At 72.9% G+C, this 23,161-nt stretch carries 20 protein-coding genes; 6 read left to right on the forward strand and 14 right to left on the reverse strand.

The window, feature by feature from the left end:
* The coding region (locus IE200_RS19570) for a hypothetical protein (protein ID WP_191281171.1) at positions 1 to 184 on the forward strand (184 nt) is incomplete at its 5' end.
* A gap of 83 nt (positions 185 to 267) precedes the next feature.
* Here the strand turns inward: IE200_RS19570 and IE200_RS19575 are convergent.
* From IE200_RS19575 to glmS, 8 genes are read right to left on the reverse strand one after another with little or no spacing between them, the layout of a single operon-like run.
* Positions 268 to 723 (reverse strand): GNAT family N-acetyltransferase, encoded by a 456-nt coding sequence (locus IE200_RS19575; RefSeq protein ID WP_191281172.1) that lies wholly within the window; start codon positions 721 to 723, stop codon positions 268 to 270.
* Positions 720 to 1,358, reverse strand: a complete 639-nt coding sequence (tsaB, locus tag IE200_RS19580) for a tRNA (adenosine(37)-N6)-threonylcarbamoyltransferase complex dimerization subunit type 1 TsaB (protein WP_191281173.1) — start codon at positions 1,356 to 1,358, stop codon at positions 720 to 722. The genes IE200_RS19575 and tsaB overlap by 4 nt, the downstream gene beginning before the upstream one ends.
* Positions 1,359 to 1,368: 10 nt before the next feature.
* Complete coding sequence (gene tsaE, locus IE200_RS19585) at positions 1,369 to 2,259, reverse strand: tRNA (adenosine(37)-N6)-threonylcarbamoyltransferase complex ATPase subunit type 1 TsaE (RefSeq protein ID WP_191281174.1); 891 nt, start codon at positions 2,257 to 2,259, stop codon at positions 1,369 to 1,371.
* On the reverse strand, positions 2,259 to 3,338 hold the full coding sequence (locus IE200_RS19590) for an alpha/beta fold hydrolase (RefSeq protein ID WP_191281175.1): 1,080 nt from the start codon (positions 3,336 to 3,338) through the stop codon (positions 2,259 to 2,261). The genes tsaE and IE200_RS19590 overlap by 1 nt, the downstream gene beginning before the upstream one ends.
* Positions 3,335 to 4,510 carry an alanine racemase gene (alr, locus tag IE200_RS19595; protein WP_191281176.1) on the reverse strand — a complete coding sequence of 392 codons (1,176 nt, stop codon included), beginning with the start codon at positions 4,508 to 4,510 and terminating at the stop codon, positions 3,335 to 3,337. Before alr ends, IE200_RS19590 begins: the two co-directional genes overlap by 4 nt.
* Before the next feature lie 11 nt (positions 4,511 to 4,521).
* A complete protein-coding gene (locus tag IE200_RS19600) occupies positions 4,522 to 5,931 on the reverse strand; it encodes an NAD(P)H-hydrate dehydratase (RefSeq protein ID WP_191281177.1) in 1,410 nt (469 codons plus the stop codon).
* An 18-nt stretch (positions 5,932 to 5,949) separates the two neighbouring features.
* A complete protein-coding gene (locus IE200_RS19605) occupies positions 5,950 to 6,303 on the reverse strand; it encodes a holo-ACP synthase (protein WP_191281178.1) in 354 nt (117 codons plus the stop codon).
* A 14-nt stretch (positions 6,304 to 6,317) separates the two neighbouring features.
* Positions 6,318 to 8,162, reverse strand: a complete 1,845-nt coding sequence (gene glmS / locus IE200_RS19610) for a glutamine--fructose-6-phosphate transaminase (isomerizing) (protein WP_191281179.1) — start codon at positions 8,160 to 8,162, stop codon at positions 6,318 to 6,320.
* A 75-nt stretch (positions 8,163 to 8,237) separates the two neighbouring features.
* Here glmS and coaA point away from each other — a divergent pair, with 75 nt between their 5' ends.
* Entirely contained in the window at positions 8,238 to 9,218 is a 981-nt protein-coding gene (gene coaA / locus IE200_RS19615; protein ID WP_191281180.1) for a type I pantothenate kinase, read from the forward strand.
* A gap of 101 nt (positions 9,219 to 9,319) precedes the next feature.
* Here coaA and IE200_RS19620 read toward each other — a convergent pair whose 3' ends face one another.
* Positions 9,320 to 9,904: an NAD(P)-dependent oxidoreductase gene (locus tag IE200_RS19620; RefSeq protein ID WP_191281181.1), complete on the reverse strand. Its 585-nt coding sequence runs from the start codon at positions 9,902 to 9,904 to the stop codon at positions 9,320 to 9,322.
* Positions 9,905 to 10,002: 98 nt separating this feature from the next.
* Here IE200_RS19620 and IE200_RS19625 point away from each other — a divergent pair, with 98 nt between their 5' ends.
* The gene (locus IE200_RS19625) at positions 10,003 to 10,386 is read left to right on the forward strand and encodes a winged helix-turn-helix transcriptional regulator (protein ID WP_191281206.1); all 384 of its coding nucleotides are present in this window, start codon (positions 10,003 to 10,005) and stop codon (positions 10,384 to 10,386) included.
* A gap of 26 nt (positions 10,387 to 10,412) precedes the next feature.
* On the opposite strand, the gene IE200_RS19630 is transcribed toward IE200_RS19625, so the two are convergent.
* A complete protein-coding gene (locus tag IE200_RS19630; RefSeq protein WP_191281182.1) occupies positions 10,413 to 11,399 on the reverse strand; it encodes a GNAT family N-acetyltransferase in 987 nt (328 codons plus the stop codon).
* 117 nt (positions 11,400 to 11,516) lie between these two features.
* Between IE200_RS19630 and IE200_RS19635 the strand changes: the two genes are divergently transcribed.
* Entirely contained in the window at positions 11,517 to 11,900 is a 384-nt protein-coding gene (locus tag IE200_RS19635; protein WP_191281183.1) for a GatB/YqeY domain-containing protein, read from the forward strand.
* A gap of 41 nt (positions 11,901 to 11,941) precedes the next feature.
* Here the strand turns inward: IE200_RS19635 and glmM are convergent, their stop codons facing one another.
* From glmM to rplM, 3 genes are all read right to left on the reverse strand, one after another.
* Positions 11,942 to 13,288 (reverse strand): phosphoglucosamine mutase, encoded by a 1,347-nt coding sequence (gene glmM / locus IE200_RS19640; protein ID WP_191281184.1) that lies wholly within the window; start codon positions 13,286 to 13,288, stop codon positions 11,942 to 11,944.
* Positions 13,289 to 13,393: 105 nt separating this feature from the next.
* On the reverse strand, positions 13,394 to 13,894 hold the full coding sequence (gene rpsI, locus IE200_RS19645; protein WP_191281185.1) for a 30S ribosomal protein S9: 501 nt from the start codon (positions 13,892 to 13,894) through the stop codon (positions 13,394 to 13,396).
* A 14-nt stretch (positions 13,895 to 13,908) separates the two neighbouring features.
* Positions 13,909 to 14,352 (reverse strand): 50S ribosomal protein L13, encoded by a 444-nt coding sequence (rplM, locus tag IE200_RS19650; RefSeq protein ID WP_191281186.1) that lies wholly within the window; start codon positions 14,350 to 14,352, stop codon positions 13,909 to 13,911.
* A gap of 257 nt (positions 14,353 to 14,609) precedes the next feature.
* Here rplM and IE200_RS19655 point away from each other — a divergent pair, with 257 nt between their 5' ends.
* Positions 14,610 to 15,935: an NAD(P)/FAD-dependent oxidoreductase gene (locus IE200_RS19655; protein ID WP_229856858.1), complete on the forward strand. Its 1,326-nt coding sequence runs from the start codon at positions 14,610 to 14,612 to the stop codon at positions 15,933 to 15,935.
* Between the two features lie 120 nt (positions 15,936 to 16,055).
* Positions 16,056 to 17,360, forward strand: a complete 1,305-nt coding sequence (locus tag IE200_RS19660; RefSeq protein WP_191281188.1) for a citrate synthase — start codon at positions 16,056 to 16,058, stop codon at positions 17,358 to 17,360.
* A gap of 73 nt (positions 17,361 to 17,433) precedes the next feature.
* On the opposite strand, the gene pulA is transcribed toward IE200_RS19660, so the two are convergent.
* On the reverse strand, positions 17,434 to 23,121 hold the full coding sequence (gene pulA, locus IE200_RS19665; RefSeq protein WP_229856859.1) for a pullulanase-type alpha-1,6-glucosidase: 5,688 nt from the start codon (positions 23,119 to 23,121) through the stop codon (positions 17,434 to 17,436).
* Positions 23,122 to 23,161 lie beyond the last annotated feature (40 nt).

Consider the following 23,161-nt stretch of genomic DNA (forward strand, 5'->3'; position numbering starts at 1 on the left):
GGCGGGTTCGCGGGCCGGCGCGCGCGGCACGAGCGGCGCACGCGGCGCCGGCGACGGCGCCGGCGGCACCGGTGGTCGCGGCGGGCGCCGCGGTGAGCGTGACGAGACCCAGAAGCGCGACGGCCTGGTCTACGACCAGGACTGGCTCGGCGACGACGACGTCGCCCCCGGGGTCCTCGACTGAGGCACATCTCGGTCGGGTGTTCGGGATGCAGGTCCCCGCTCTCGGGCGGGGACCTTCGTCGTCCCGCGGGTCGACGACGAGGCTCAGTCGTGCGCGGTCGCGCTCTGCGTCCGCGCGGCGCCCGGGAGCCAGCGGCACATCACGAGCGCCTCGGAGCCGTCGCGGTAGTAGTGCGGGCGCACGTCGATGACGCTGAACTGCCGGGCGACGTAGAAGCCCAGCGCCGAGGCGTTGGTGACGCTCACCTCCAGCAGCATCCGCGACGCGTCGTCGGTGCCGACCAGCAGCTCGTCGAGCAGGGCCGACGCCACGCCCGAGCGCCGCGCCTCGGGGCGTACGCCGATGCGCAGCAGGTCGACGATGTCACCCGCCGACATCGTCACGCCGTAGCCGGACAGGTCGTCGGTCACGACGAACTTGCGGCCCGGCCCCTCGACCTCCTGCCTGATCAGCTCCTCGCTCCACGCGTCGGGCCCGAACAGCTCCCGCTCGAGCGCGGCGAGGGCCGGGATGTCGGCCGGTGTGGCGGAACGGATCACGAGACGGTCTTCCTGGGTGCGCCGGCGACCGCGTCGGGGCGTCGCAGGTAGAGGGGCTCGGGGTCCAGCAATCCTACGAGCTCGGAGCCGACGCCGGCGGCGAGCCAGCCGGCGCCCGGGCGTACGGGGCCGATCGCGTGGGGGAAGGCGTCGGGGTAGAGCTCGGGCCCGGCGCCGGCGACGGGGGCGCTGGTGGCGACCTCGGCAGGCTTGGTGACCACGGGGCCCTCGAGACGCCGTCCGTCGCCGTCGTAGGAGGCGAGGTAGACCTCCTTGCGCCGGGCATCGGTGGCGACGAGGAAGCTGCCCGGGGTCGCGCCCGTGGCGACCACCTCGAGGGCGATCGCGTCGAGCGAGCACACGCCGTAGACCGGGACGTCGAGCACGAAGCCGAGGGTCCTGGCGGTCACGACGCCGACCCGGAGGCCGGTGAAGGGGCCCGGGCCGACGCCGACGGCGATCGCGGTGAGGTCCTGGCGGACGATCCCGGCCTCGTCGAGGGCACGGGCGATGAGCGGAGCGAGGTGCTCGCCGTGCTTCATCGGCACCTCGGAGGAGAGCTCGACGACGACCCGCTCGCCGTCGTGGAGGGCGACGGAGACCAGCTGGGTCGCGGTGTCGAAGGCGAGGAGCACGGCGTCGAGGTTACTGGCCGACGATCCAGTGGAGCGAAACCCGGCGCGGATCGAGCTCGTCGTCGTCCGGGACGGCGCCGACAGCGCGGTCGATGACGACCTCCAGCCGCGACTCCGACAGTCCCTCGGCGAGACCTGCACCCCACTCCACGACGGTGACCGCGGAGTCGAGCGAGGTGTCGAGGTCGAGGTCGTCGAGCTCCTCGAGCCCGCCGAGGCGGTAGGCGTCGACGTGCACCAGCGCCGGGCCGTCCACGAGCGAGGGGTGCACCCGGGCGATCACGAAGGTGGGCGAGGCGACGGTCCCGCGGACCTGCAGCCCGGCTCCGAGGCCTTGGGTGAAGGTCGTCTTGCCGGCCCCGAGCTCGCCGGTGAGCACGAGCAGGTCGCCGGCGACGAGGGTGCGGGCGAGCCGCTCCCCCAGCGCCCGCATGGCGTCGGCGTCGACGACCTCGACGGTGGTCTCGAGGTCGAGGGAGAGCTCGACGTACGGGCTCCTCCGGGCGGTCTCCTCGAACCCGTGCCGCTGCCAGAAGGCCACCGTCTCGGGCAGCTCCTCGCGGGCGACGACGACCAGGCGTCCACGCCCGAGCGCGGCCTCGCGGGCGGCGGCGACGAGCGCGGACGCGACGCCCCTGCCCTGCGCGGTCGGCACCACGCCGAAGCGGCGCAGCACCAGCCCGTCGGGTCGGGGGTCGAGCACGACGCAGCCGACCGGGACGTCGTCGATGGTGGCCAGCAGGCCGCCCCGCCGGCCGAGCAGGCGCGCGATCGACCCGACGTCCTCGCCGAGCGCGTCGGCCGGCGGGTCGAGGTCCGGACGCGCCTGGAAGGCCGCGCGCACCGCCGCGAGGACCTGGGCTGCCGCGTCCGGGCCGACGCGGCGTACGTCGACTCCCATCACGCCTCCTGTCCGAGGTCGGGCTGGCGCTGGGCGAGCGAGATCAGGTCGTCGAGCTCGGCGGTGACCTGCTCGTGGCGCTCGAGCAGCACCATGTGGCCGGCTCCCTCGCACTCGAGGAGGCTGGAGCCGGGGATGCGGCTGTGCAGCTTGCGGCTGTGGCCGACGGTGGTGATCTTGTCCTCGGTGCCGCAGATGATCGAGGTCGGTACCCGCCCCAGCGGCTCGAGGTGCTCGAACTTGTCGAGCGTGGCGAACGCCGGGTAGAAGTCGGCCACGACCGCGAACGGGGTCGCGTTGAGCATCGAGTAGACGAACTCGACGTGCGAGGCAGGCACCTCGTCGGTCCCGAAGGCGTAGCGGTCGGTGAGGACGTCGGCCACGGCGTGCCCCCACGCGCGGGCCAGGTCGACGACGCGGTGACCGCGGTCGAGCGTACGCACGGCACGGCCGGCGAACCGGCCGCCGAGGCCGAGCGGCAGCATCGGGAACAGGATCCGGCCCGGGTCGAGCCCGCCGGCGGTCGTGGACATCAGTGCGGCGCCGACGACCTTGTCGCCGAACAGCTCGGGGTGCTGCTCGGCGAGGGAGATCACGCTCATGCCGCCCATCGAGTGGCCCACGACCACGCAGCGGCCCGGCACGGTGTGCTCGATGACGCGGCGCAGGTCGTGGCCCAGCTGCTCGATGGTGCAGTGCTCCTCGTCGGAGCGCGCCGACCGGCCGTGGCTGCGCTGGTCGTAGAAGACCGTGCGCACCTGCCCGCGGTAGGCGGCGCGCTGGAAGTGCCAGCAGTCGAGGTTGAGCGAGTAGCCGTGGACGAAGACGATCGTGAGGTCGTCGTCGGCGGAGGGCCGGCCGCCGAAGTCGGCCGGCTCGTCGATCTCGACGTGCAGGTCGACGGCGTCGTCGGCGACCACCACGCGCGGCGCGCTGTGCAGCGCGCCGAACGCGACCTCCTCACCGGCGGCCCGGTTGCCGATGATGCGGTTCTGGCGGGCGATGCCGACCGCGCCTGCGGCAGCAGCCAGCCCGGCTGCGCCCACGACGGTGCCGAAGATGCGGCCCTTGGTGCTCAACGTGCGGTCCTCTCGCTCGCCCCGCCGGGGGCGTCGGTGTCGATGTGGCGCCGGACGAAGCGGCCGCCGACGCGGGTCACGATCTCGTAGCTGATGGTGTCCACTGCCTCGGCCCAGTCCTGCGCGGTGGGCTCCCCCCGGTCGCCGGGGCCGAAGAGCACCACCTCGGTTCCCGGCGGCGGCAGCTCGCCGCCCAGGTCGACCACGACCTGGTCCATGCACACGCGGCCGCGGATCGGGCGCAGCGCGTCGTCGACCCAGACCGCGGCCACGTTGCCCGCAGCACGCGGGACGCCGTCGCCGTAGCCCGCGGGCACGAGCCCGACGGTCGTGTCGTCGGGGGCGTGCCAGGTGTGGCCGTAGGAGACGCCGTCGCCGGCCGCGATCGCCTTGCTCATCACGAGGCGGGCGCGCGCGGTCATCGCGGGCCGCAGCGCGGCGCGGGGCCCGTCGTCGGAGCCGGCACCGGGCGCGGGGTCGAGGCCGTACGTCGCGATGCCGCAGCGCACGAGGTCGAAGTGCGACGACGGTCGCAGCAGCGTCGCCGCCGAGTTGGCGAGATGGGTGACGTCGGGCTCGAGACCGGCGGACGCGGCGAGGGCGAGCGCGTCGCGGAACGCGGCCTCCTGGGCGTCGTTGGCGGGGTGGGCGGGGTCGTCGCTGGCCGCGAAGTGGGACCAGATGCCGGTGACCCGGATGCGGCCCTCGCGCTCGAGGTCGCTCGCCACGGCGAAGAGGTCGTGCCAGTCCTGGCGGGCCGCGCCGCCGCGGGACAGGCCGGTGTCGACCTTGAGCTGCACGCGCGCGGGTCCGACGGCCGCGATCTCCTCGAGCTCCTCGAGCGAGTAGGCGGTCACCTCCACGTCCGCCGCGACGGCGGCGGCGAAGTCGTCGCCGGGGGCGCTCAGCCAGCACAGCAGCGGCCCGCGGTCGCCCGCGGCCCGCAACGCGAGCGCCTCCTCGATGGTCGCCACGCCGAGCCAGTCCGCTCCGGCCGCGCGCGCAGCGGCGGCGACCTCGACCATCCCGTGGCCGTAGCCGTCGGCCTTGACGACCGCCATCAGCGCCACGGGGCGTTCGCCGCGGACGACGTCCTTGAGGAGCCGCACGTTGTGCCGCACGGCGGCGAGGTCCACCACGATCTCGGCGCGCGGCGGCACGGGATCGCTCATGGGGTCGATCATCACAGAGACCCGGGTCCCGGGGAGGTCAGGACCTCGCGCACCAGTCGCGGGACCTCCACCGCGACCCGGCTCGCGGTCAGCGGACCGCCCCCTGCGGCCCGGGTCGCGGCGGCGCCGTGCACCCACGAGCCCACGGACGCCGCGTCGTACGGCTCGAGGCCCGCGGCGAGCAGCGCACCGACCAGGCCGGCCAGCACGTCGCCGGCACCGGCCGTCGCCAGCCACGGCACACCCGTGGTGGTGACGCGGACCCGTCCGTCCGGGGCGGCGACGAGCGTGTGGTGCCCCTTGAGCAGCACCACGCAGTCCCACCGGCGGGCCGCGGCGCGGGCGTGCTCCAGCGGCGCGGCCTCGACGTCCTCGCGGTCGGTCCCGAGCATGGCGGCGAGCTCGCCGGCGTGCGGCGTGAGCACGCACCCGGGGACCGGCCCGTCGACGTGGCGCAGGGCGTCGGCGTCAACGACCACGGGCACGTCGTCGGCGCGGGCCTCGGCGAGCATCCGGGCCGCGTCGTCGCCGCCGCCGGGACCGACGACCCAGGCCTGCACGCGCCCGTCCCCCACCACCTCGGCGTGGGTGGAGCGCACGGTGTCGGCGATCTCGGCCGGTCCGACGTAGCGGACCATGCCGACCAGGCCGGTGTTCGCGCCGGCCACCGCGAGCAGCGCGGCGCCGGGATAGGTGCCCGAGCCCGCGCGCACGCCGACGACGCCGCGGGTGTACTTGTGGTCGGCGTCGCCCGGGCGGGGCAGCAGGGCGCGCACGTCGGGCGGCTGCAGCGCCTCGAGGGCCGGCTCACCGAGGTCGTCGCCCAGGTCGAGGTCGACGAGGTGGATCGCGCCGCTGGCGCTCGCGGCCGGGTCGGCGAGGTGGGCGACCTTGTGGGTGCCGAAGGTGACCGTGAGGTCGGCGCGCACGTGCGGCCCGTCGAGCCGCCCGGTGTCGACGTCGACGCCCGACGGCACGTCGACGGCCACGACAGGGACCCCGGCGTACGCCTCGAGGGCCGCGACCGCCTCCGGTCGCAGCCCGGGGCGCCCACCGATGCCGACGATGCCGTCGACGACCAGGTCGGGGGCGCGGTCGAGGTCGGCGAGGTCGTGGGAGGCGTGGCCGCCGGCGGCGCGCAGTGCGGCGAGGCCGGGACCGTGGACCCGGTCGGCGAGGAGCAACGCCTCGACCCTGACCCCGCGCGAGGCCAGCCGGGCGCCAGCCCACAGGGCGTCGCCGCCGTTGTCACCGGGGCCGACGAGCAGCAGCACGCGGCGGCCGTAGGCACCGCCGAGCAACCCGACGACCGCGGCGGCGAGCCCTGCGGCCGCCCGCTGCATCAGCGCACCCTCCGGCAGCAGGGCCATGGCGGCCGCCTCGGCCCGGCGCACGTCCTCGACGGTGTGGGCGCGCAGCATCAGCCCTCCACCTCCCGCTCAGCTCTCCAGGACCACGACGGCCGAGGCGATGCCCGCGTCGTGGGAGAGCGAGACGTGCACGTGGACGACCCCCATCGCCTCGGCGCGGGCGGCGACGGTCCCGCGGATCTCGAACCTCGGCCGGCCGGTCTCCTCCGAGACGATCTCGGCGTCGTGCCACGCCATCCCGACGGGCGCGCCGAGCGCCTTGGCCATCGCCTCCTTGGCCGCGAAGCGGGCTGCCAGAGACGCGGGCGGCCGGTGGGCCTCGTCGGCGGTGAACAGCCGGTCACGCAGGGCGGGGGTGCGCTCGAGGGACTGCACGAAGCGGTCGATGTCGACCACGTCGATGCCGACGCCGATGACGGGCACGGTGTCTCGCCGCCCTACTCGACCGTGACGGACTTGGCGAGGTTGCGCGGCTGGTCGACGTCGTGGCCGAGCTGGGTGGCCAGCTCGCACGCGAAGAGCTGCAGCGGCACGACCGCGACCAGCGGCTGGAGCAGCACCGGCACCTGGGGCAGGGTGAACAGCACGTCGGCGTAGGGCTCGATCGTGGTGTCGCCCTCCTCGGCCAGGCAGAGCGTACAGGCGCCGCGGGCGCGGACCTCCTGGATGCCGCTGAGCATCTTGTCGTGGAGCTGGTCGCGTCCGCGGGGAGGCACCACGCACAGGATCGGCAGGCCCTCCTCGACCAGCGCGATCGGGCCGTGCTTGAGCTCGCCGGCCGCGAAGCCCTCGGCGTGGAGGTAGGCGATCTCCTTGAGCTTGAGCGCGCCCTCGAGGGCCACCGGGTAGCCGGCGTGGCGGCCGAGGAACAGCACCGAGCGGCTCCCGACGTGGTCGCGCGCGAGGGCGTAGACCTCCTCGGACTTGTCGAGCACGGACTGCACGTGGGCCGGCATCTGGTCGAGCTGGTCCATGACCTGGGCGATCTCGTCGCCGAAGCGGGTGCCCTTGACCTGCGCGAGGTAGAGCGCGAGGAGGTAGCAGGCGACGAGCTGGGTCAGGAAGCCCTTGGTCGAGGCGACCCCGATCTCCGGGCCGGCGTGGGTGTAGATCACGCCGTCGGACTCGCGCGGGATCGTCGAGCCGTTGGTGTTGCAGATCGACAGCACCTTCGAGCGCTGCTCGCGGGCGTGGCGGATCGCCTGCAGCGTGTCGGCGGTCTCGCCGGACTGGCTGATCGCGACGACGAGCGTGTCGCTGGTGAGGATCGGGTCGCGGTAGCGGAACTCGCTGGCGAGCTCGACCTCGACCGGGATCCGGCACCAGTGCTCGATGGCGTACTTGGCGACCATCCCGGCGTAGAAGGACGTGCCGGCCGCGATGATGATGATCTTGTCGACGTCGCGCAGGTCCTGGTCGGACAGGCGCATCTCGTCGAGCTGCAGCAGGCCGTCGGTGCCGCGGCGGCCCAGCAGGGAGTCGGCGACCGCGCGGGGCTGCTCGAAGATCTCCTTGCGCATGAACCAGTCGTGGCCGTCCTTCTCGGCCGCCGACAGGTCCCAGTCGACGTGGTAGCGGCGGCCCTCGGCCGGGGTGCCGTCGAAGCCGGACACGCTCACGCCCTCGCGCGTGATGGTCACGACCTGGTCCTGGTCGAGCTCCATCGCCTCGCGGGTGTGCTCGATGAAGGCGGCGACGTCGGAGCCGAGGAAGTTCTCGCCCTCCCCGATGCCGACCACGAGCGGGCTGTTGCGACGCGCGGCGACGACCCGGTCGGGGTCCTGGGAGTCGACGGCGACCAGGGTGAACGCGCCGTTGAGGCCGCGGCAGACGTTCTGCATGGCGACGGTGAGGTCCACGCCCGTCTCGAGCTGCTCCTCGAGCAGGTGGGCCGCCACCTCGGTGTCGGTGTCGGAGGCCATCTCGACGCCCGCCGACTCCAGCCGGCCGCGGAGCTCGGCGAAGTTCTCGATGATGCCGTTGTGCACCAGGGCGACGCGGCGCGCACGTCCGACGTGGGGGTGGGCGTTGCGGTCGGTCGGCGGACCATGGGTGGCCCAGCGCGTGTGGCCGATGCCGGTGGTGACGGGCGGCAGCGGCGACTCGGCGATGGCCTTCTCGAGGTTGGCGAGCTTGCCCGCCCGCTTGTCCGAGACGATCGTCCCGTCGTCGACGAGAGCGATGCCTGCGGAGTCGTACCCCCGGTACTCCAGGCGCCTCAGGCCCTCGATCACGACGCCCTCGGCCGGTCTGGCACCTACGTACCCCACGATTCCGCACATGGTCGCGCAGTCTATCGGCGCCCATCGGCAGGGCGATGCACCGCCGTCGTCCACGGCGGTGCAAGAATCGCCGGCATGTCCGAGGCCCCGGCGCCGCCCCACGGCGCCACCAACGGGAGCGAGGCCTCGCCCTACGTCGAGCTCGAGCGAGCGGCCTGGGCCGAGCTCGCCGGCACCACCGAGACGGTCCTCACCCCCGACGAGGTCGCCCGCCTCCGCGGTCTGGGCGACCAGCTCGACCTGCGGGAGATCGAGCAGGTCTACCTGCCGCTGTCCCGCCTGCTCAGCCTCTACGTCGCGGCCAACTCCCGGCTCCACCGCGAGCAGGAGGAGTTCCTGCACCGCGTGACCCCGCCGCGCACGCCGTTCGTGATCGGGCTCGCGGGCTCCGTCGCGGTCGGCAAGTCGACGACCGCACGCGTGCTCCAGCAGATGCTCGCCCACTGGCCCGAGCACCCCAACGTCGCGCTGGTGACCACCGACGGGTTCCTGCTGCCCAACGCCGAGCTCGAACGACGCGGGATCCTGCACCGCAAGGGCTTCCCGGAGTCCTACGACCGCAAGGCGCTGCTGAAGTTCGTCATCGACATCAAGTCGGGCAAGGACGAGGTCGAGGCCCCGATCTACAGCCACCTCGTCTACGACGTGCTGCCCGACGAGAGGGTCGTGGTCAAGCGTCCCGACATCGTCATCATCGAGGGCCTCAACGTCCTCCAGCCGGCGCGGATGCGCGACGACGGCCGCACCGGGCTCGCCGTGAGCGACTTCTTCGACTTCTCCGTCTACGTCGACGCGGCGCTGGCCGACATCAAGCGCTGGTACGTCGATCGGTTCCTGCGGCTGCGCGAGACCGCCTTCCGCGACCCGGCGTCCTACTTCCGCAAGTACGCCGCGCTGTCCCACGACGAGGCCGTCGACCAGGCCACCCGGATCTGGGACTCGATCAACGAGCCCAACCTCGTCCAGAACGTCGCCCCCACCCGTTCCCGCGCCAACCTCGTGCTCCGCAAGGACGCCGACCACTCGGTGCGGTACGTCCGCCTGCGCAAGCTCTGAGGGCCGGTCCCCCGGGCGTACGTCACGCCCCGCCCCCCGGACGTCATGGCGGGTGGTTGCCCGCGCGACCGGCCGCCATGACGTACGCCGTGGGACCCGCCTCAGACGGAGGCGACGGTGAAGCGCTGGCGGCGGTGCTTCGGCTCCTCGATCTCGTCGACGAGCGCGACGGCGTAGTCCTCGGCGGACACGAAGTCGCCGGCCGGGGTCTCCAGCGACGTGGCGTAGCGGCCGGTGCGCTCGCCCGGGAGGATGCCCGGCGCGGGGCTGAGGTAGGTCCAGTCGACGGACTCGGGGGCCGCGCGGAACTTCTCCAGGGCGGCGGCGCCGGTGGTGGCCTCGGCCTTGTACTCGTCGGGGAAGCCGTCGGAGTCGAGCAGGCGGGTGCCGTCGGGCAGCTGCAGCGAGCCGGCACCGCCGACGAACAGCACGCGGGTGTCGCCGACGTTGGCGAGCAGGGTGTCGACCGAGGCGAGCCAGGGCTCGTGCGACTCGCCGGTGCGGCTCGGACCGGTCGCGCCGACGACCACGTCGTGGTCGGCGGCGGCCGCACGCACCACGTCGGCCGAGGCCATGTCGGCGCCGGTCGAGCGGCTCAGGGAGGTGACCTCGTGGCCGCGGGAGGTGGCCTCGGAGGCGATGCGGGAGCCGACCATGCCGGTGGCGCCGAAGACGGCGATCTTCATGTGGGTGTCCTTCGTGATCAGGTGGGATGGGCTGGTGTGCCGACAGTAACCATTGGTAACCAATCACTTCAACGTGCTATAAGTACCTGGTGGTAACCATGACCGACGGCCCCGACGCCCGCGGCGACGCCTTCAACCCCGAGTGCCCCACGCGGGTGGTGCTCGACCGCATCGGCGACAAGTGGACCGCGCTGGTCATCGGGGCCCTCGAGGGCGGCAGCCTGCGCTTCAACGAGCTGCGGGCCCGCGTCGGCGGTGTCGCCCCCAAGGTGCTGACCCAGACGCTGCGGGCCATGGAGCGCGACGGGCTGCTCACCCGCACCGTGCACGCCCAGGTGCCGCCGCGCGTCGACTACGAGCTCACCGACCTCGGCGCCTCCCTGACCGGCCCGATCGGCATCCTCACCGACTGGGCCGAGACCCACGTCGGCGGCATCCTGGCCTCGCGCGCGGCGTACGACGAGCAGGCCGACGCGCGCTGAGCGCCTGAGCCGCCGCGACCACGGGGTCACAGTGGCTTCTGCAGCTCCAGCAGGGTCTCGAGGGTGCGGTAGCCGAGCACGTCGTTGACGGCGTTCATGTGGGTGTTGACCTCGGCGTTGGAGGTGTCGACGGCGCGCAGGCCGGGATGGGTCGCGAGCGCGAGGTCGTGGCTGGCGAGCTTGAGCGCGAGGCCGAGGCGGTGGCCGCGGTGCGCGGGCGCGACGATCGTGACGCCGACCTGGCCGTGGGTGGTGTCGGTGTCGTTGACCCGTACGTCGGAGGAGCCCGCCACGGACCCGTCCGGGGCGATGGCCAGCACCGTGAGCACGTGGCGACCGATGGCGAGCTGGCGCTGCTCGGCGGCCCGGAGCCGCTCGGGGGTCCACTCCGAGTCGCGCAGGTCGAGCTCGCCGGTCGGGATCTCGGCGAAGAGCCGGCCGAGCAGCACCCCGAACGACGCGAGGTGCTCCTCGGGGCAGGTGGTGTCGAAGGTGACGAGCCGGTAGCCGGGCGGCAGGTCGACGCCGAGGTCGTCGCGGCGCGCCCGGTAGTCGGCGAGGTCGAGCTCCTTGATCGACTCGCGGCTGGCCACGGTGAAGCCGTGGGCCCGGGCGAACGCCTCAGCCGGCACCGTCCCGCCCGGCGGCAGGTACGCCTCGCCGGTCAGGGTCGTCCGGCCGTGGCCGCGCGCCAGCACCTCGATCTCGGCGAGCAGCCTCGAGCCGAGGCCCTCGCGGCGCCGGTCCTCGCGCACGTGGACGGCCGAGCCCGCGAGGTGGTCGTTGTCGCGCGTGGGCAGGAGCACCATCGCGGCACCGACCATCTCGCGCCCGTCGATCGCGCCGAGCAGGGTGACCGCCCGCTCCGGGTTGTCGGCGGGCAGCGCCACGCGGCTCTGCTCCCAGGCCGGCCAGGGGTTGCCCGGGCGGTGGGCGGTGGCGTCGCGACCGACCTCCCACCAGGCGCGCAGGGCGGCCTCGTTGCGGGGGTTGATCTGCTCGATGTCGGCCACGTCGATGACCGTAGCCGTGCCGGCCGACACAGGCACGAGGGCAACCGGGCACGCGGACAACCGGGCACGCGGATAACCGGGTGCGCGGCGGCGGCCGGGATGGGCAGGCTCGGCGCCATGTCCACCGCCTCGCCGCTCCGCACCCGCCTGCGCGCCGCGCTGCTCGACGCCCGTCGCGCCCGCGACGCCGAGACGGTCTCGACCCTCCGCACGGCCATCGCCGCGCTGGAGAACGCCGAGGCCGTCCCCGCCGGTCCAGGTCGCGTCGACGGTGGCGGTGGCGGTGACGGTGACGGTGAGGCACCCGAGGACGCGGTGCTCGGCGTCGGAGCCACCGAGGCAGCGCGCCACGAGCTCGACGACGCCGAGGAGCGGGCGGTGCTCGACGCGGAGATCGCGGCGCTCGGCGAGGCGGCGCGGGCGTACGCCTGCTCCGCGCCCGAGCGCGCGGTCGTGGCCCGTCGTGCCGCGGGCCTGCTCACCCGCCTCCGCGACGCCTGAGCCCGGAGTCGGGGTCGGGGCCGGACCGGGTCCGGACAGCCTCAGAGCGCGAGCTGGCGCTTGACCACGTCGGCGAGGCGGGCCGCGACCGTCTGGGCCTCGCCCTGGGTCGGCGCCTCGACCATCACGCGCACGATCGGCTCGGTGCCCGAGGGACGCAGCAGGATGCGGCCGCGGTCACCGAGGGCGGCCTCCTCCTCGGCGATCGCCGCGGCCAGCACCGCGTCGTCGTCGGCGCGCGACTTGTCGACGCCCGCGACGTTGACCAGCACCTGCGGCAGCCGCGTCATCACCGCGGCGAGGTCGGCGAGCGAGCGCCCGGTGGTGGCCATGCGCTCCATCACGTGCAGCGTGGTCAGGATGCCGTCGCCGGTGGTGGCGTGGTCGCTGAGGATGACGTGGCCGGACTGCTCGCCGCCGAGGTTGTAGCCGGAGACCTTCATCGCCTCGAGGACGTAGCGGTCGCCGACCTTGGTCTGGCGCACGCCGACCTCGTTGGCCCGCAGCGCCTGGACGAAGCCGAGGTTGCTCATCACGGTGGCGACGACGGTGTCCTTGGCCAGCCGGCCCTGGTCGCGCAGCGAGAGGGCGAGGATCGCGAGGATCTGGTCGCCGTCGACCACGTTGCCCTCGGCGTCGACCGCGAGGCAGCGGTCCGCGTCGCCATCGAGCGCGAAGCCGGCGTGGGCGCCGTGCTCGACGACGGCCTTCTGCAGGTCGCCGAGGTGCGTGGAGCCGCAGTCGTCGTTGATGTTGAGGCCGTCGGGGTCGGCGTGGATCGCGATGACGGTTGCGCCGGCGTCCTCGAGCGCGCGGGGCCCGGCGGCGTACGCAGCGCCCTCGGCGCAGTCGAGGACGACCTTCAGGCCGACGAGCGGGTGCGAGATCGTGCTCTCGAGGTGCGCGGCGTACTCCTCGACGGCGCTGGCGTAGACGCTGACCCGCCCGACGTCGCCGCCGGTGGGACGGTCCCACGGCTCACCCATCCGTCGCTCGATCGCGATCTCGATCGCGTCGTCGAGCTTGTGCCCACCGCGCGCGAGGAACTTGATGCCGTTGTCGGGCATCGGGTTGTGGGAGGCCGACAGCATCACGCCGAGGTCGGCGCCGAGCCGCTCGGTCATGTAGGCCACGCCCGGGGTGGGCAGCACCCCGAGCAGCAGGACGTCGACGCCGGCGGAGGCGAGGCCGGCGACCACCGCCGCCTCGAGGAACTGGCCGGAGATGCGGGTGTCGCGGCCCACGACGGCGAGGGGGCGGTGGCCCTCGAACTCGCCGCGATCGGCCAGGACGTGTGCTGCACAGACGGAGAGGTCCAGGGCCAGCTCAGCCGTGAGATCGGCGTTCGCCAGGCCCCGTACCCCGTCGGTGCCGAAGAGTCGGGTCATGGGCCGTGAGCCTACGGCGCAGGGACCTCGCACACAGAACCGAGGGCAGACGCGACGAGGCCCGCACCGTCCGAAGACGGTGCGGGCCTCGTGGTGCAGGCTGGGTCAGCGCTTGCTGAACTGCGAGGCCTTGCGGGCCTTCTTGAGACCGGCCTTCTTGCGCTCGACGACGCGGGCGTCGCGGGTGAGCAGCCCGGCCTTCTTGAGCGCCGGGCGGTTGGCCTCGACGTCGACGGCGTTGAGCGCACGGGCCACGCCGAGGCGCAGGGCGCCGGCCTGGCCGGCGATGCCGCCGCCGTGGATGCGGGCGATCACGTCGAAGCGGCCCTCGAGCTGCAGCTCGACGAACGGCTCGTTGGCGATCTGCTGGTGCAGCTTGTTGGGGAAGTAGCTGTCCATCGAGCGGCCGTTGATGGTCCACTCGCCGGTGCCCGGGACGATCCGGACGCGGGCGACGGCCTCCTTGCGGCGGCCGGTGGCGCCGGCGGGCGCGATGGTGGCCGGGCGGGCGGGAGCGTCGGCGGACGCGTCGCTCTCGGAGGTGTAGGCAACGCCCTCGGCGTTCGGCTCGAAGGTCTCCTCGACCTCGGTGGTGTTCTCAGTCATGTGTGAGTCCTCAGTCACTGGGAGATCTGCGAGATCTCGAACGGGACGGCCTTCTGGGCCGCGTGCGGGTGGTCGGGGCCGGCGTAGACCTTGAGCTTCTTCAGCATCTGGCGACCGAGCTTGTTCTTCGGGAGCATGCCCCACACGGCCTTCTCGATGGCCTTGCGGGCGTCCTTCTCGAGGAGCTCACCGAACGGGGTGGCCGAGAGGCCGCCCGGGTAGCCGGAGTGGCGGTAGGCCATCTTGGTGGTCTTCTTGGTCCCCGACAGCGACACCTTGGAGGCGTTGACGATGATCACGAAGTCGCCCATGTCCATGTGAGGAGCGAAGGTCGGCTTGTGCTTGCCGCGGAGGAGGTTGGCGGTCTGGACGGCGAGGCGTCCGAGGACCACGTCGGTGGCGTCGATGACGAGCCACTCGCGCTGGATGTCAGCGGGCTTGGGGCTGTACGTGCGCACGGCGGTATCCCGTTCTGGTTCGTTGGTCCCGGCCCTCGGGCGAGGACCGGCTGGTGGTGCTGCGGCTTCTGACGAACACGGCCCGGATCGCTCCCCGGCTCCGCATGGCGGAGACTGGGGATGACGTCCGGATCTGCACCCGATCCCGGAGGGGCGGGCGCGGCAGGAGTCGCGACCAGCAAGAGTACGGGCCCCCGCGCGGGCGGGTCAAAACGTCGCGAGCGGCCCTCGCGCGTGCGAGGAGCCACAATGAGCTCGTGCGCAACGGCGGCGTGTCCTTCTGGTGGCAGCAGGTCGGCCTGCCCTCTCCCGGCGACCGGCTCGACGGTGACGCGACCTGCGACGTCGCGATCGTCGGCGGTGGCCTGACCGGGCTCTGGACGGCGTACTACCTGCGCGAGGCCGACCCGACGCTCGACGTGCGCGTGGTCGAGGCGGAGTTCGCCGGGTTCGGCGCGTCGGGGCGCAACGGTGGCTGGCTGTCGGCCGAGCTCGCGGGCAGCGCGCGGACGTACGAGCGGGCGGCGGGCCGCGCCGGTGTGGATCGGCTCCGGGCCGCGCTGCGCGCCACGGTCGACGAGGTCGTCGCGGTCGCGGCGCGCGAGGGGATCGAGGCGGACGTCGTGCGCAGCGGCGTGCTCACCGTCGCCCGGTCCGAGGCGCAGCGCCAGCGGCTCGGGGGCGAGCTGACCGCGCAGCAGGTGACCGACCGGATCCGGGTCGCCGGCGCGGTGTCCGGCCACTTCGATGCCGACTGCGCACGGGTGCACCCGGCGAAGCTGGTCTCGGGCGTGGCACGGCTCGTGCGCGAGCGAGGCGCCCGCATCCACGAGGACACCCGGGCCGTACGGATCGAGCCGGGCGCGGTCGTGACCGAGCGTGGCACGCTCCGGGCGCCGGTCGTGCTGCGGTGCCTGGAGGGCTTCACCGCCGGGCTCGCTGGCCACCGGCGCGACTGGTTGCCGATGAACTCCGCGATCGTCGTCACCGAGCCCCTCACGCCCGCGCAGTGGGACGTGGTGGGGTGGGGCGGCGAGGAGCTGCTCGGCGACGAGGCGCACGCCTACTGCTACGCCCAGCGCACCGCCGACGGCCGGATCGCGCTGGGCGGGCGCGGGGTGCCCTACCGGTTCGGCTCGCGCACCGATGTCGACGGCCGGACGCAGGACTGGACGGTCGAGTCGCTGCGCTCGACGTTGACGTCGCTGTTCCCCTCGCTGCGTGGGGTCGGGCTCGCCCACGCGTGGTGCGGGGTGCTCGGCGTCCCGCGGGACTGGAGCGCGAGCGTGGCGTACGACCCCGCGACCGGCCTCGGCCACGCGGGCGGCTACGTCGGGTCGGGCCTCACCGCGACCAACCTCGCCGGACGCACCCTGCGGGACCTGGTGCTCGGGCGCGACACCGACCTGACCCGGCTTCCGTGGACGGGGCACCGGGTGCGCCGGTGGGAGCCCGAGCCGCTGCGCTGGGCCGGCGTCCACGCGCTCTACGGCCTCTACCGGGCGGCCGACCGCCGCGAGGACGCAGGGCTCTCCCGCACCAGTCGCATCGCCGTGGTCGCGGACCGGGTCGCCGGCCGCTGAACGCGTCGCGTCGGTCGTGCCGTTTCCCGTGCTGGACACCTGATTCGCCGTCGCATCGGAGGCGGGACTAAGTTGAGGGGACAACTGACGACGTACAAAGACGTATGAACAGGAGCCGACGTGACCGACGTTGCGGCCAAGGATTCCCTGACTGTCACCGACAACCGGACCGGTCAGACGTACGACATCGCGATCACCGACAACACGATCGCGGCCAAGGACCTGGGGCAGATCCGCCTCGACGAGGACCAGCCCGGTCTCGCGACCTACGACCCGGGGTTCGTCAACACCGCCTCGTGCCGCTCGTCGGTGACCTACATCGACGGCGACAAGGGCATCCTCGAGTACCGCGGGTACCCGATCGAGCAGCTCGCGGAGAAGTCCAACTTCCTCGAGGTGGCCTACCTCCTCATCCACGGTGAGCTGCCCACCAAGGAGCAGTACGACGCGTGGGTGCACGAGATCACCTACCACACGTTCGTGCACGAGAACGTGAAGTCGTTCATGCAGGGCTTCCGCTACGACGCCCACCCTATGGGCATGCTGATGGCCTCGGTCGGCGCGCTGTCGACGTTCTACCCCGACGCCCGCAACATCAGCGACGCCGACAACCGGCACATGCAGATCGTGCGGATGATCGCGAAGATGCCGACCCTCGGCGCGTGGGCCTTCCGCCACGCCCAGGGCAAGCCCTACGTCTACCCCGACAACGACCTGGGCTACACCGCCAACTTCCTGTCCATGCTCTTCAAGATGAGCGAGTCGAAGTTCGAGGCGGACGAGCGCCTGGTCAAGGCCCTCGACGTGCTGTTCATCCTGCACGCCGACCACGAGCAGAACTGCTCGACCAACGCGGTCCGCTCCGTCGGCTCCTCGCAGGTCGACCCCTACTCGGCGGTCTCGGCCGGCGTCGGTGCGCTCTACGGCCCGCTGCACGGCGGTGCCAACGAGGCGGTCCTGCGGATGCTCAAGCGCATCGGCAGCAAGGAGAACATCCCCGCCTTCATCGACGGCGTGAAGGACGGCAACGAGCGCCTGATGGGCTTCGGCCACCGGGTCTACAAGAACTACGACCCGCGCGCGAAGATCATCAAGAAGTCCGCCGAGGACGTCTTCGAGGTCACCGGCACCAACCCGCTGCTCGACATCGCCCTCGAGCTGGAGAAGATCGCGCTCGAGGACGAGTACTTCGTCAAGCGCAAGCTCTACCCCAACGTGGACTTCTACTCCGGCCTCATCTACGAGGCCTTCCAGTTCCCGCCGGAGATGTTCACCGTGCTCTTCGCCATCGGCCGTACGCCGGGGTGGCTGGCGCAGTGGGCCGAGCTGGTGCAGGACAAGGACCAGAAGATCGCCCGTCCCAAGCAGATCTACACCGGCGACCGCGAGCTGACCTTCACCCCCGCCGCCGAGCGCTGGAGCTGAGCACCGCACCACCGTCCGTACGACGAACGCCCCCGGCCGCTGTGGCCGGGGGCGTTCGTGCGTGGTGGACGTGTCAGCGCTCGAAGACCGCCGTGGTGCGCGGCGGGACGGTCACGGCGTCGGAGACGACCGTGCTGCCCTTGACCACCGCGTCGCTGCCGGAGGCCTGGACGTCGTGGAGCGTCCAGCCGTCCCCGGTGCCCGTGACGGTGGCGTCGGTGCTGCCGGCGTTGATCACGACCAGCACGCCGTCGCGGTCCGGGTCGGCGTCCGTGCCGGCCGTGTCGTCGACGAGCATCGCCACCACCCCGGGCCCGGCGTCGAGGAAGGACACCTTGGCCTGGATCGCCTCGAGGCTGCCGAGGCGGAACAGGGGTGACGACGAGCGGATCCGCAGCAGGTCGAGCGCGCGGGCGTGCGCCTCGTCCATCGCCGCCGGCGTGGGCTCGAGGGCGGCGTCGGCCAGCAGCGGCCGCATGTAGTCCCACTTGGACTCGTTGTCCGCGCGCGGCGGGAGGCCTGAGCCGAACGTGTTCTCGCGGCGCTGCCAGTCGACCCGGTTGAACCAGTCGCCGGAGTCGTAGGAGTTGCGGTCCAGGCTCTTGGAGCGCAGCAGGTCCGTGCCGGCGTGCCAGAACACGACGCCCTGCGAGAGCGCCACCGTCGACAGCGACACGGTGTTCATCCGTACGCGGTCGTCCATCGACGTGCCGGCCGGGAGCTTGAGGGCGAGCGAGTCGAAGAGGGTCTCGTTGTCGTGGGCGTCGACGTAGGTCACGGTCTCGCCGGGGTCGGCGGCGTAGCCGGCCGGCTGCCCGTTGTAGTCGACCTCGGCGCCGCGCACCTCCTCGCCGGTCGAGGACCGGAAGCGGAAGTCGGCGAGGTTGCCGGCCAGGCCGAGCTTGACCAGGTCCTGCAGGTGCAGAAGCTGCTCGCGCTGCTCCTCGGCCGTGCCGTTGACGGGCGCCCCGTTGGGGTCGGTGAACAGGCCCGAGCCGAAGCCCTGCACCCGCGGGTCCTCGTCGAACGGGCCGCCGCCACGCACGGCGTCGCGCAGCCGGTCGCTGAACGAGCCGATGCCGGAGCCGGCCAGGTTGAGCTGGGTGGCCTGGGTGAAGCGGGCGTCGTCGGCGACCTCGCCGAAGTTCCAGCCCTCCCCGTAGAGGTAGATCGCTGTCCCGTCCACGCCGTCCTCGCGGAGGGTGAGCCCGTCGAGGGCCGAACGCAGTCGCGTCATGTTCTCCAGCGAGTGGTGGCCCATCAGGTCGAACCGGAAGCCGTCGACGCGGTAGTCCCGTGCCCACGTGAGCACGGAGTCGATCATCAGCTTCTCCATCATCCGGTGCTCGGTGGCGGTGTTGGCGCAGCACGTCGAGTTCTCGACGGCGCCGGAGGCGTTGAGCCGGTGGTAGTAGCCGGGGACGATCCGGTCCAGGACCGACTTGGGGTCCTGCCCGCTGGCCGCGGTGTGGTTGTAGACGACGTCCATCACCACCTGGAGCCCGGCGCCGTGGAGGCCCTGCACCATCCGGCGGAACTCCACCGTGCGGCGGGTGCCGTCGGGATCTGTGGCGTACGAGCCCTCCGGCGCGGTGTAGTGCAGCGGGTCGTAGCCCCAGTTGAAGCCGTCCTTCGACCGGACCGCGTCGACGCACTCCTGCTGGCGCGAGGAGTCCGGCGGGAGGGACTCGAGGTCGCACGCCGGCGCCTGCTGCGCCGAGCGCCGCTCCTCGATGGTCGCGATGTCGAAGGCCGGCAGCAGGTGCACGGTGTTGAGGCCGGCGTCGGCGAGGCGACGCAGGTGCCGCATGCCGGCACTCCCCTCGCGGGTGAACGCGAGGTAGGTGCCGCGCTCGGCCGCCGGGACGGTCTCGTCGCCGATGGAGAAGTCGCGGACGTGCAGCTCGTAGACCGCGCGGTCCTCGGGCTGGTCGACCGCGGGCGCACGCGTGCCCGCCCAGCCTTCGGGAGCGAGCGACGGGTCGCCGAGGTCGGCGATGACGGCGGCCTGCGAGTTGGTGGTGAGGGCCACCGCGTAGGGATCGGTCACCGTGTTGGTGACGACCTCCCCGGCCGCCGGCGAGAAGACCGTGACGTCGTAGGTGTAGCGCGCGTTGCGCCACGACGCCGGCCCGGACGCCGTCCAGGTGCCGTCGCGGCGGCGGGTCATCGGGACCGTACGGCCGGCGACCGTCGCCGAGACGTCCTGCGCCGTGGGCGCCCAGAGCGCCAGCGTCGGCCTGCCGCCGCGCCAGGTGACGCCGAGGTCGGCGTCGGCCGCGTCGGCGTACACGTCGTCGAGCACGCCGGGCACCTGCACTCCGGTGGCGTCGTGCAACGTCCCACCCGCGTCGTACGACGCGACGGCGAGCTGGCCGGTGAGGATCTCGGGCACGCGCCGCGCGGTCGCCCGGTCGAGGCGGAAGGCCTCGTAGCCCTCGAGGTGCGGGAAGTCGGCCAGCACGTCCTCTGGAAGCCCGGCCGGGTCGTGGGTCAGCGGGGCGCTCGAGCCCCCGGTGACGGCCTCGGCGTCGACGGCCAGGTCGCCGGCCTGCGACCAGTGCAGGCGGAAGCGGCGTGACTGCGGCTCGCTGACGTCCCAGGCGACGAGGTCGCGGCGCAGCCAGTGTGCCCGCGCCTTCGTGAGGTCGGGGGCGGCGCCGGCGCTGCGCGTCGAGATCTCGAGGCGGTGGGTGCTCACGTCGTAAGTGAAGACCACCTGCACCCCTCCCGCGGGGACGTCGAAGCCGATGTTGGCGCCGTCCCTCGCGCCGTCGGCGCCGTAGTTCTCGGCCCACGACAGCCCGTGGGCCACCTTGGTCTCGTAGCTGCCGGCCGGCAGGGTGCCGGTGAAGGTGTAGGTGCCGTCGCCGTCGAGGTCCTTGAGCCACCCGCGCATGCAGTCGGGCTGCCAGTCACCTGCGCAGCCGAGCTCGGACTGCATGTCGCCGGCCAGGGTGATGATCGGCCCCTCGGCGTCGCTGGTGATCCAGTGCGACCCGTGCTCGTAGTAGAACGTCACCGTGGACCCGCCGGCAGGGACGTCGAGGGGGATGTTGGAGCCGCCGCGGGCACCGCCCGCGCCGTAGTTCTCGTCCCACGTCCCGTCGATCGCGGCCTTGTACTCGTAGCCGCCCTCGGGGAGGGTCACCGTCTTGCGCCACACCAGGTCGTCGGCGTCGAGCGCCATCTGGGCCTCGGGGCAGGCGGGGTCCCAGTCACCGGCGCAGCCCATCTCGGAGTTGTGGCTGCCGGGCACCGACACCGCGCCCGGCTGCGTGACGGGACCACCGTCGCCGCCACCGCCCGGCGTCGGCTCCGACTCGGGGTCGCCCACGCTCGCCCAGGAGGACGTGACGGAGAGGTTGCCGCTGCTGTCGCGCAGCACCGCGCGGTACTCGACGAGGGTGCCCTGCGGCAACGACCGCACGTCGTGGAAGACACGGTAGGGGGCGTTGTCGTCGGTGCCGAGCGGCGTCCACCCGGACGCGCCCGCGCGGCGCCACGCGACGGTGACCTGGTTGAAGCCCCCGTCGGGGACGGCGACGGTGATGGGTGCGCGCCCGCCCACGGTGCCGCCGGCCGACGGCTTCTCGAGGTGGATCGCGGGGGCCTCGTCGCGCTCGGCGAGCGTGCCCCGAGCGCGCCACACCACCGCCGACAGCGGCGGGACGGTGATCGTCGTACGGCCCTCCGCGTCGGTGCGCAGCGACTCCCGGCCCGCCGGCCAGACGCGGGAGAAGGTGCTGCGGCGCATCTCGGTGCCGACCGTCACGGTCTTCGCCGTGGTGGCGTTGTTGACCGCGACGAGGTGCTCGCGGCGCTCGGTGGCGTCGATGCGGCTGAAGGCGTACACACCGGCGGCGCCGGAGGCGTAGCGGTGCAGCTGGGCGCCGTCGGCGAGCGCCGGGTAGGTCTCGCGCAGCGCCGCGAGGTCACGGATCGTGCGGTAGAGCGGATGCCGGGTGTCGTAGTTGGCGTCGGCGGTCGTGGCGTCGGTGCCGATCAGGTCGTTGTCGTTGTAGGACTCGACCCGGCTCGGGAACATGTCCTCGCGGGCGTCCTTGTCGCCGGCGTCGCCGACGAAGCCCTGCTCGTCGCCGTAGTAGACGACCGGCTGGCCGCGGGTGAGGTACATCAGGGTGTGCGCGAGGCGCGAGCGCTCGAGCACCGAGTCGGTGCCCTCGAGGAAGGTGCCGATCCGGCCCATGTCGTGGTTGCCGAGGAAGGTGGGTGAGGCGTACGCGTTGGAGTCGGCGTCGGTGTACCAGTCGTCGGCGGCGTAGAAGTCGCGCAGGCGCGTGGTGGCGGCGCCCTTGGCGAAGCCGGTGCCGACGTCCTGGAAGCCGAAGTCGAGCGTGGCGTCGAGGCGCCCCTCGGTGCTGAACGTCGACAGGTAGGCCGGGTTCGAGTCGTAGACCTCGCCGAAGGCGAAGAAGTCGTCGTTGCCGACGGACGCGGCGTGCTCGCGGATCGCAGGGGCGAACTCCTGCCAGAACTCCATGTTGACGTGCTTGGCGGTGTCGATCCGGAAGCCGTCGATGCCGAGGTCCACCCAGGCCTCGTAGATCTCGGTCATCCCGTCGACGACCTCGGGCTTCTCGGTGAACAGGTCGTCGAGGCCGATGAAGTCGCCGTAGGTCGAGGACTCGCCGGCGAAGGTCGAGTCGCCGCGGTTGTGGTAGTTGGTCGGGTCGTTGAGCCACCCGGGGACCTTGACGCTCTCGTCGGCCTCGGTCCGGAAGACCGGCGTGTAGGGGAAGGACGTGGCCGCGTCGAGCTCGGGGAAGTCGGAGGCGCCGACGAAGTCGCGGTCGTCGAAGTCCGCGCCCGTCGCGTCGCGGTAGGCCTCCTCGGACTTCGGGACGTAGGTGTACTGCTGCTCCTCGTAGTCGATGACGTCCGCGGTGTGGTTGGTGATGATGTCGAAGAAGACCTTGATGCCGCGTGCGTGGGCCTCGTCGATGAACGCCTCGAGCTCGGCGTTGGTGCCGAAGTGCGGGTCGATCTGGGTGAAGTCGGTGACCCAGTAGCCGTGGTAGCCGGCACTCACGTCGTCCCCGGTGCCCTGGACCGGTCGGTTCTTGAAGCTCGGGGTCAGCCAGATCGCGGTCGTGCCCAGCCCGTCGATGTAGTCGAGACGGTCGGAGAGGCCTTGCACGTCGCCGCCGTGGAAGAAGCCCTTGTCGGTCGGGTCGAACCCGGTCGCCAGGCGGTCGCCGCTGATGCCGCCCTCGTCGTTGGTCGGGTCGCCGTTGGCGAACCGGTCGGCCATCACGAAGTAGAAGTTCTCCCGCGTCAGCGGTCCCCGCAACGAGGTGCCGGCGAGCTCGCGGTCCGCGTCGGTGGGCGCCGCGGCAGGCTGGTCGGCCGGCGCGACGGCGACGCGGTGGGAGGCGTCGTCGTAGGTGAAGCGCAGGCGCGCGTCGTGCTCGAGCACCAGCGGCAGGTTGGCGCCGTCGAGGGTGCCGCCGGCGCCGTAGTTCTCCGCCCAGGAGCCGTCCAGCGCGACCTTGTACTCGTAGGTCCCGGCCGGCACCTCGGCGACGAGCTCCCACGAGCCGTCGTCCAGCCGGGTGAGGCCGGACGCCTCGCACCCGGGCGACCAGTCGTCCGCGCACCCGACCTCGTCCTGGAGGTTGCCGACGAGGGTGACGGTGGCCGGCGGCTCGGCGCGGTGATCGGCGCGGGCGGGCGCGAGGGGCGCGAGCAGGGCGGCGAGGGTGGCCAGGCCGAGGACGGCGGAGGACGAACGGCGCACGATGAGCTCCTGAGACGGTGCGAGACCCCTCGGGCGCGAT

The organism is Nocardioides flavus (ex Wang et al. 2016), from assembly GCF_014653115.1.
In the GTDB taxonomy this organism is placed as follows: domain Bacteria; phylum Actinomycetota; class Actinomycetes; order Propionibacteriales; family Nocardioidaceae; genus Nocardioides; species Nocardioides flavus.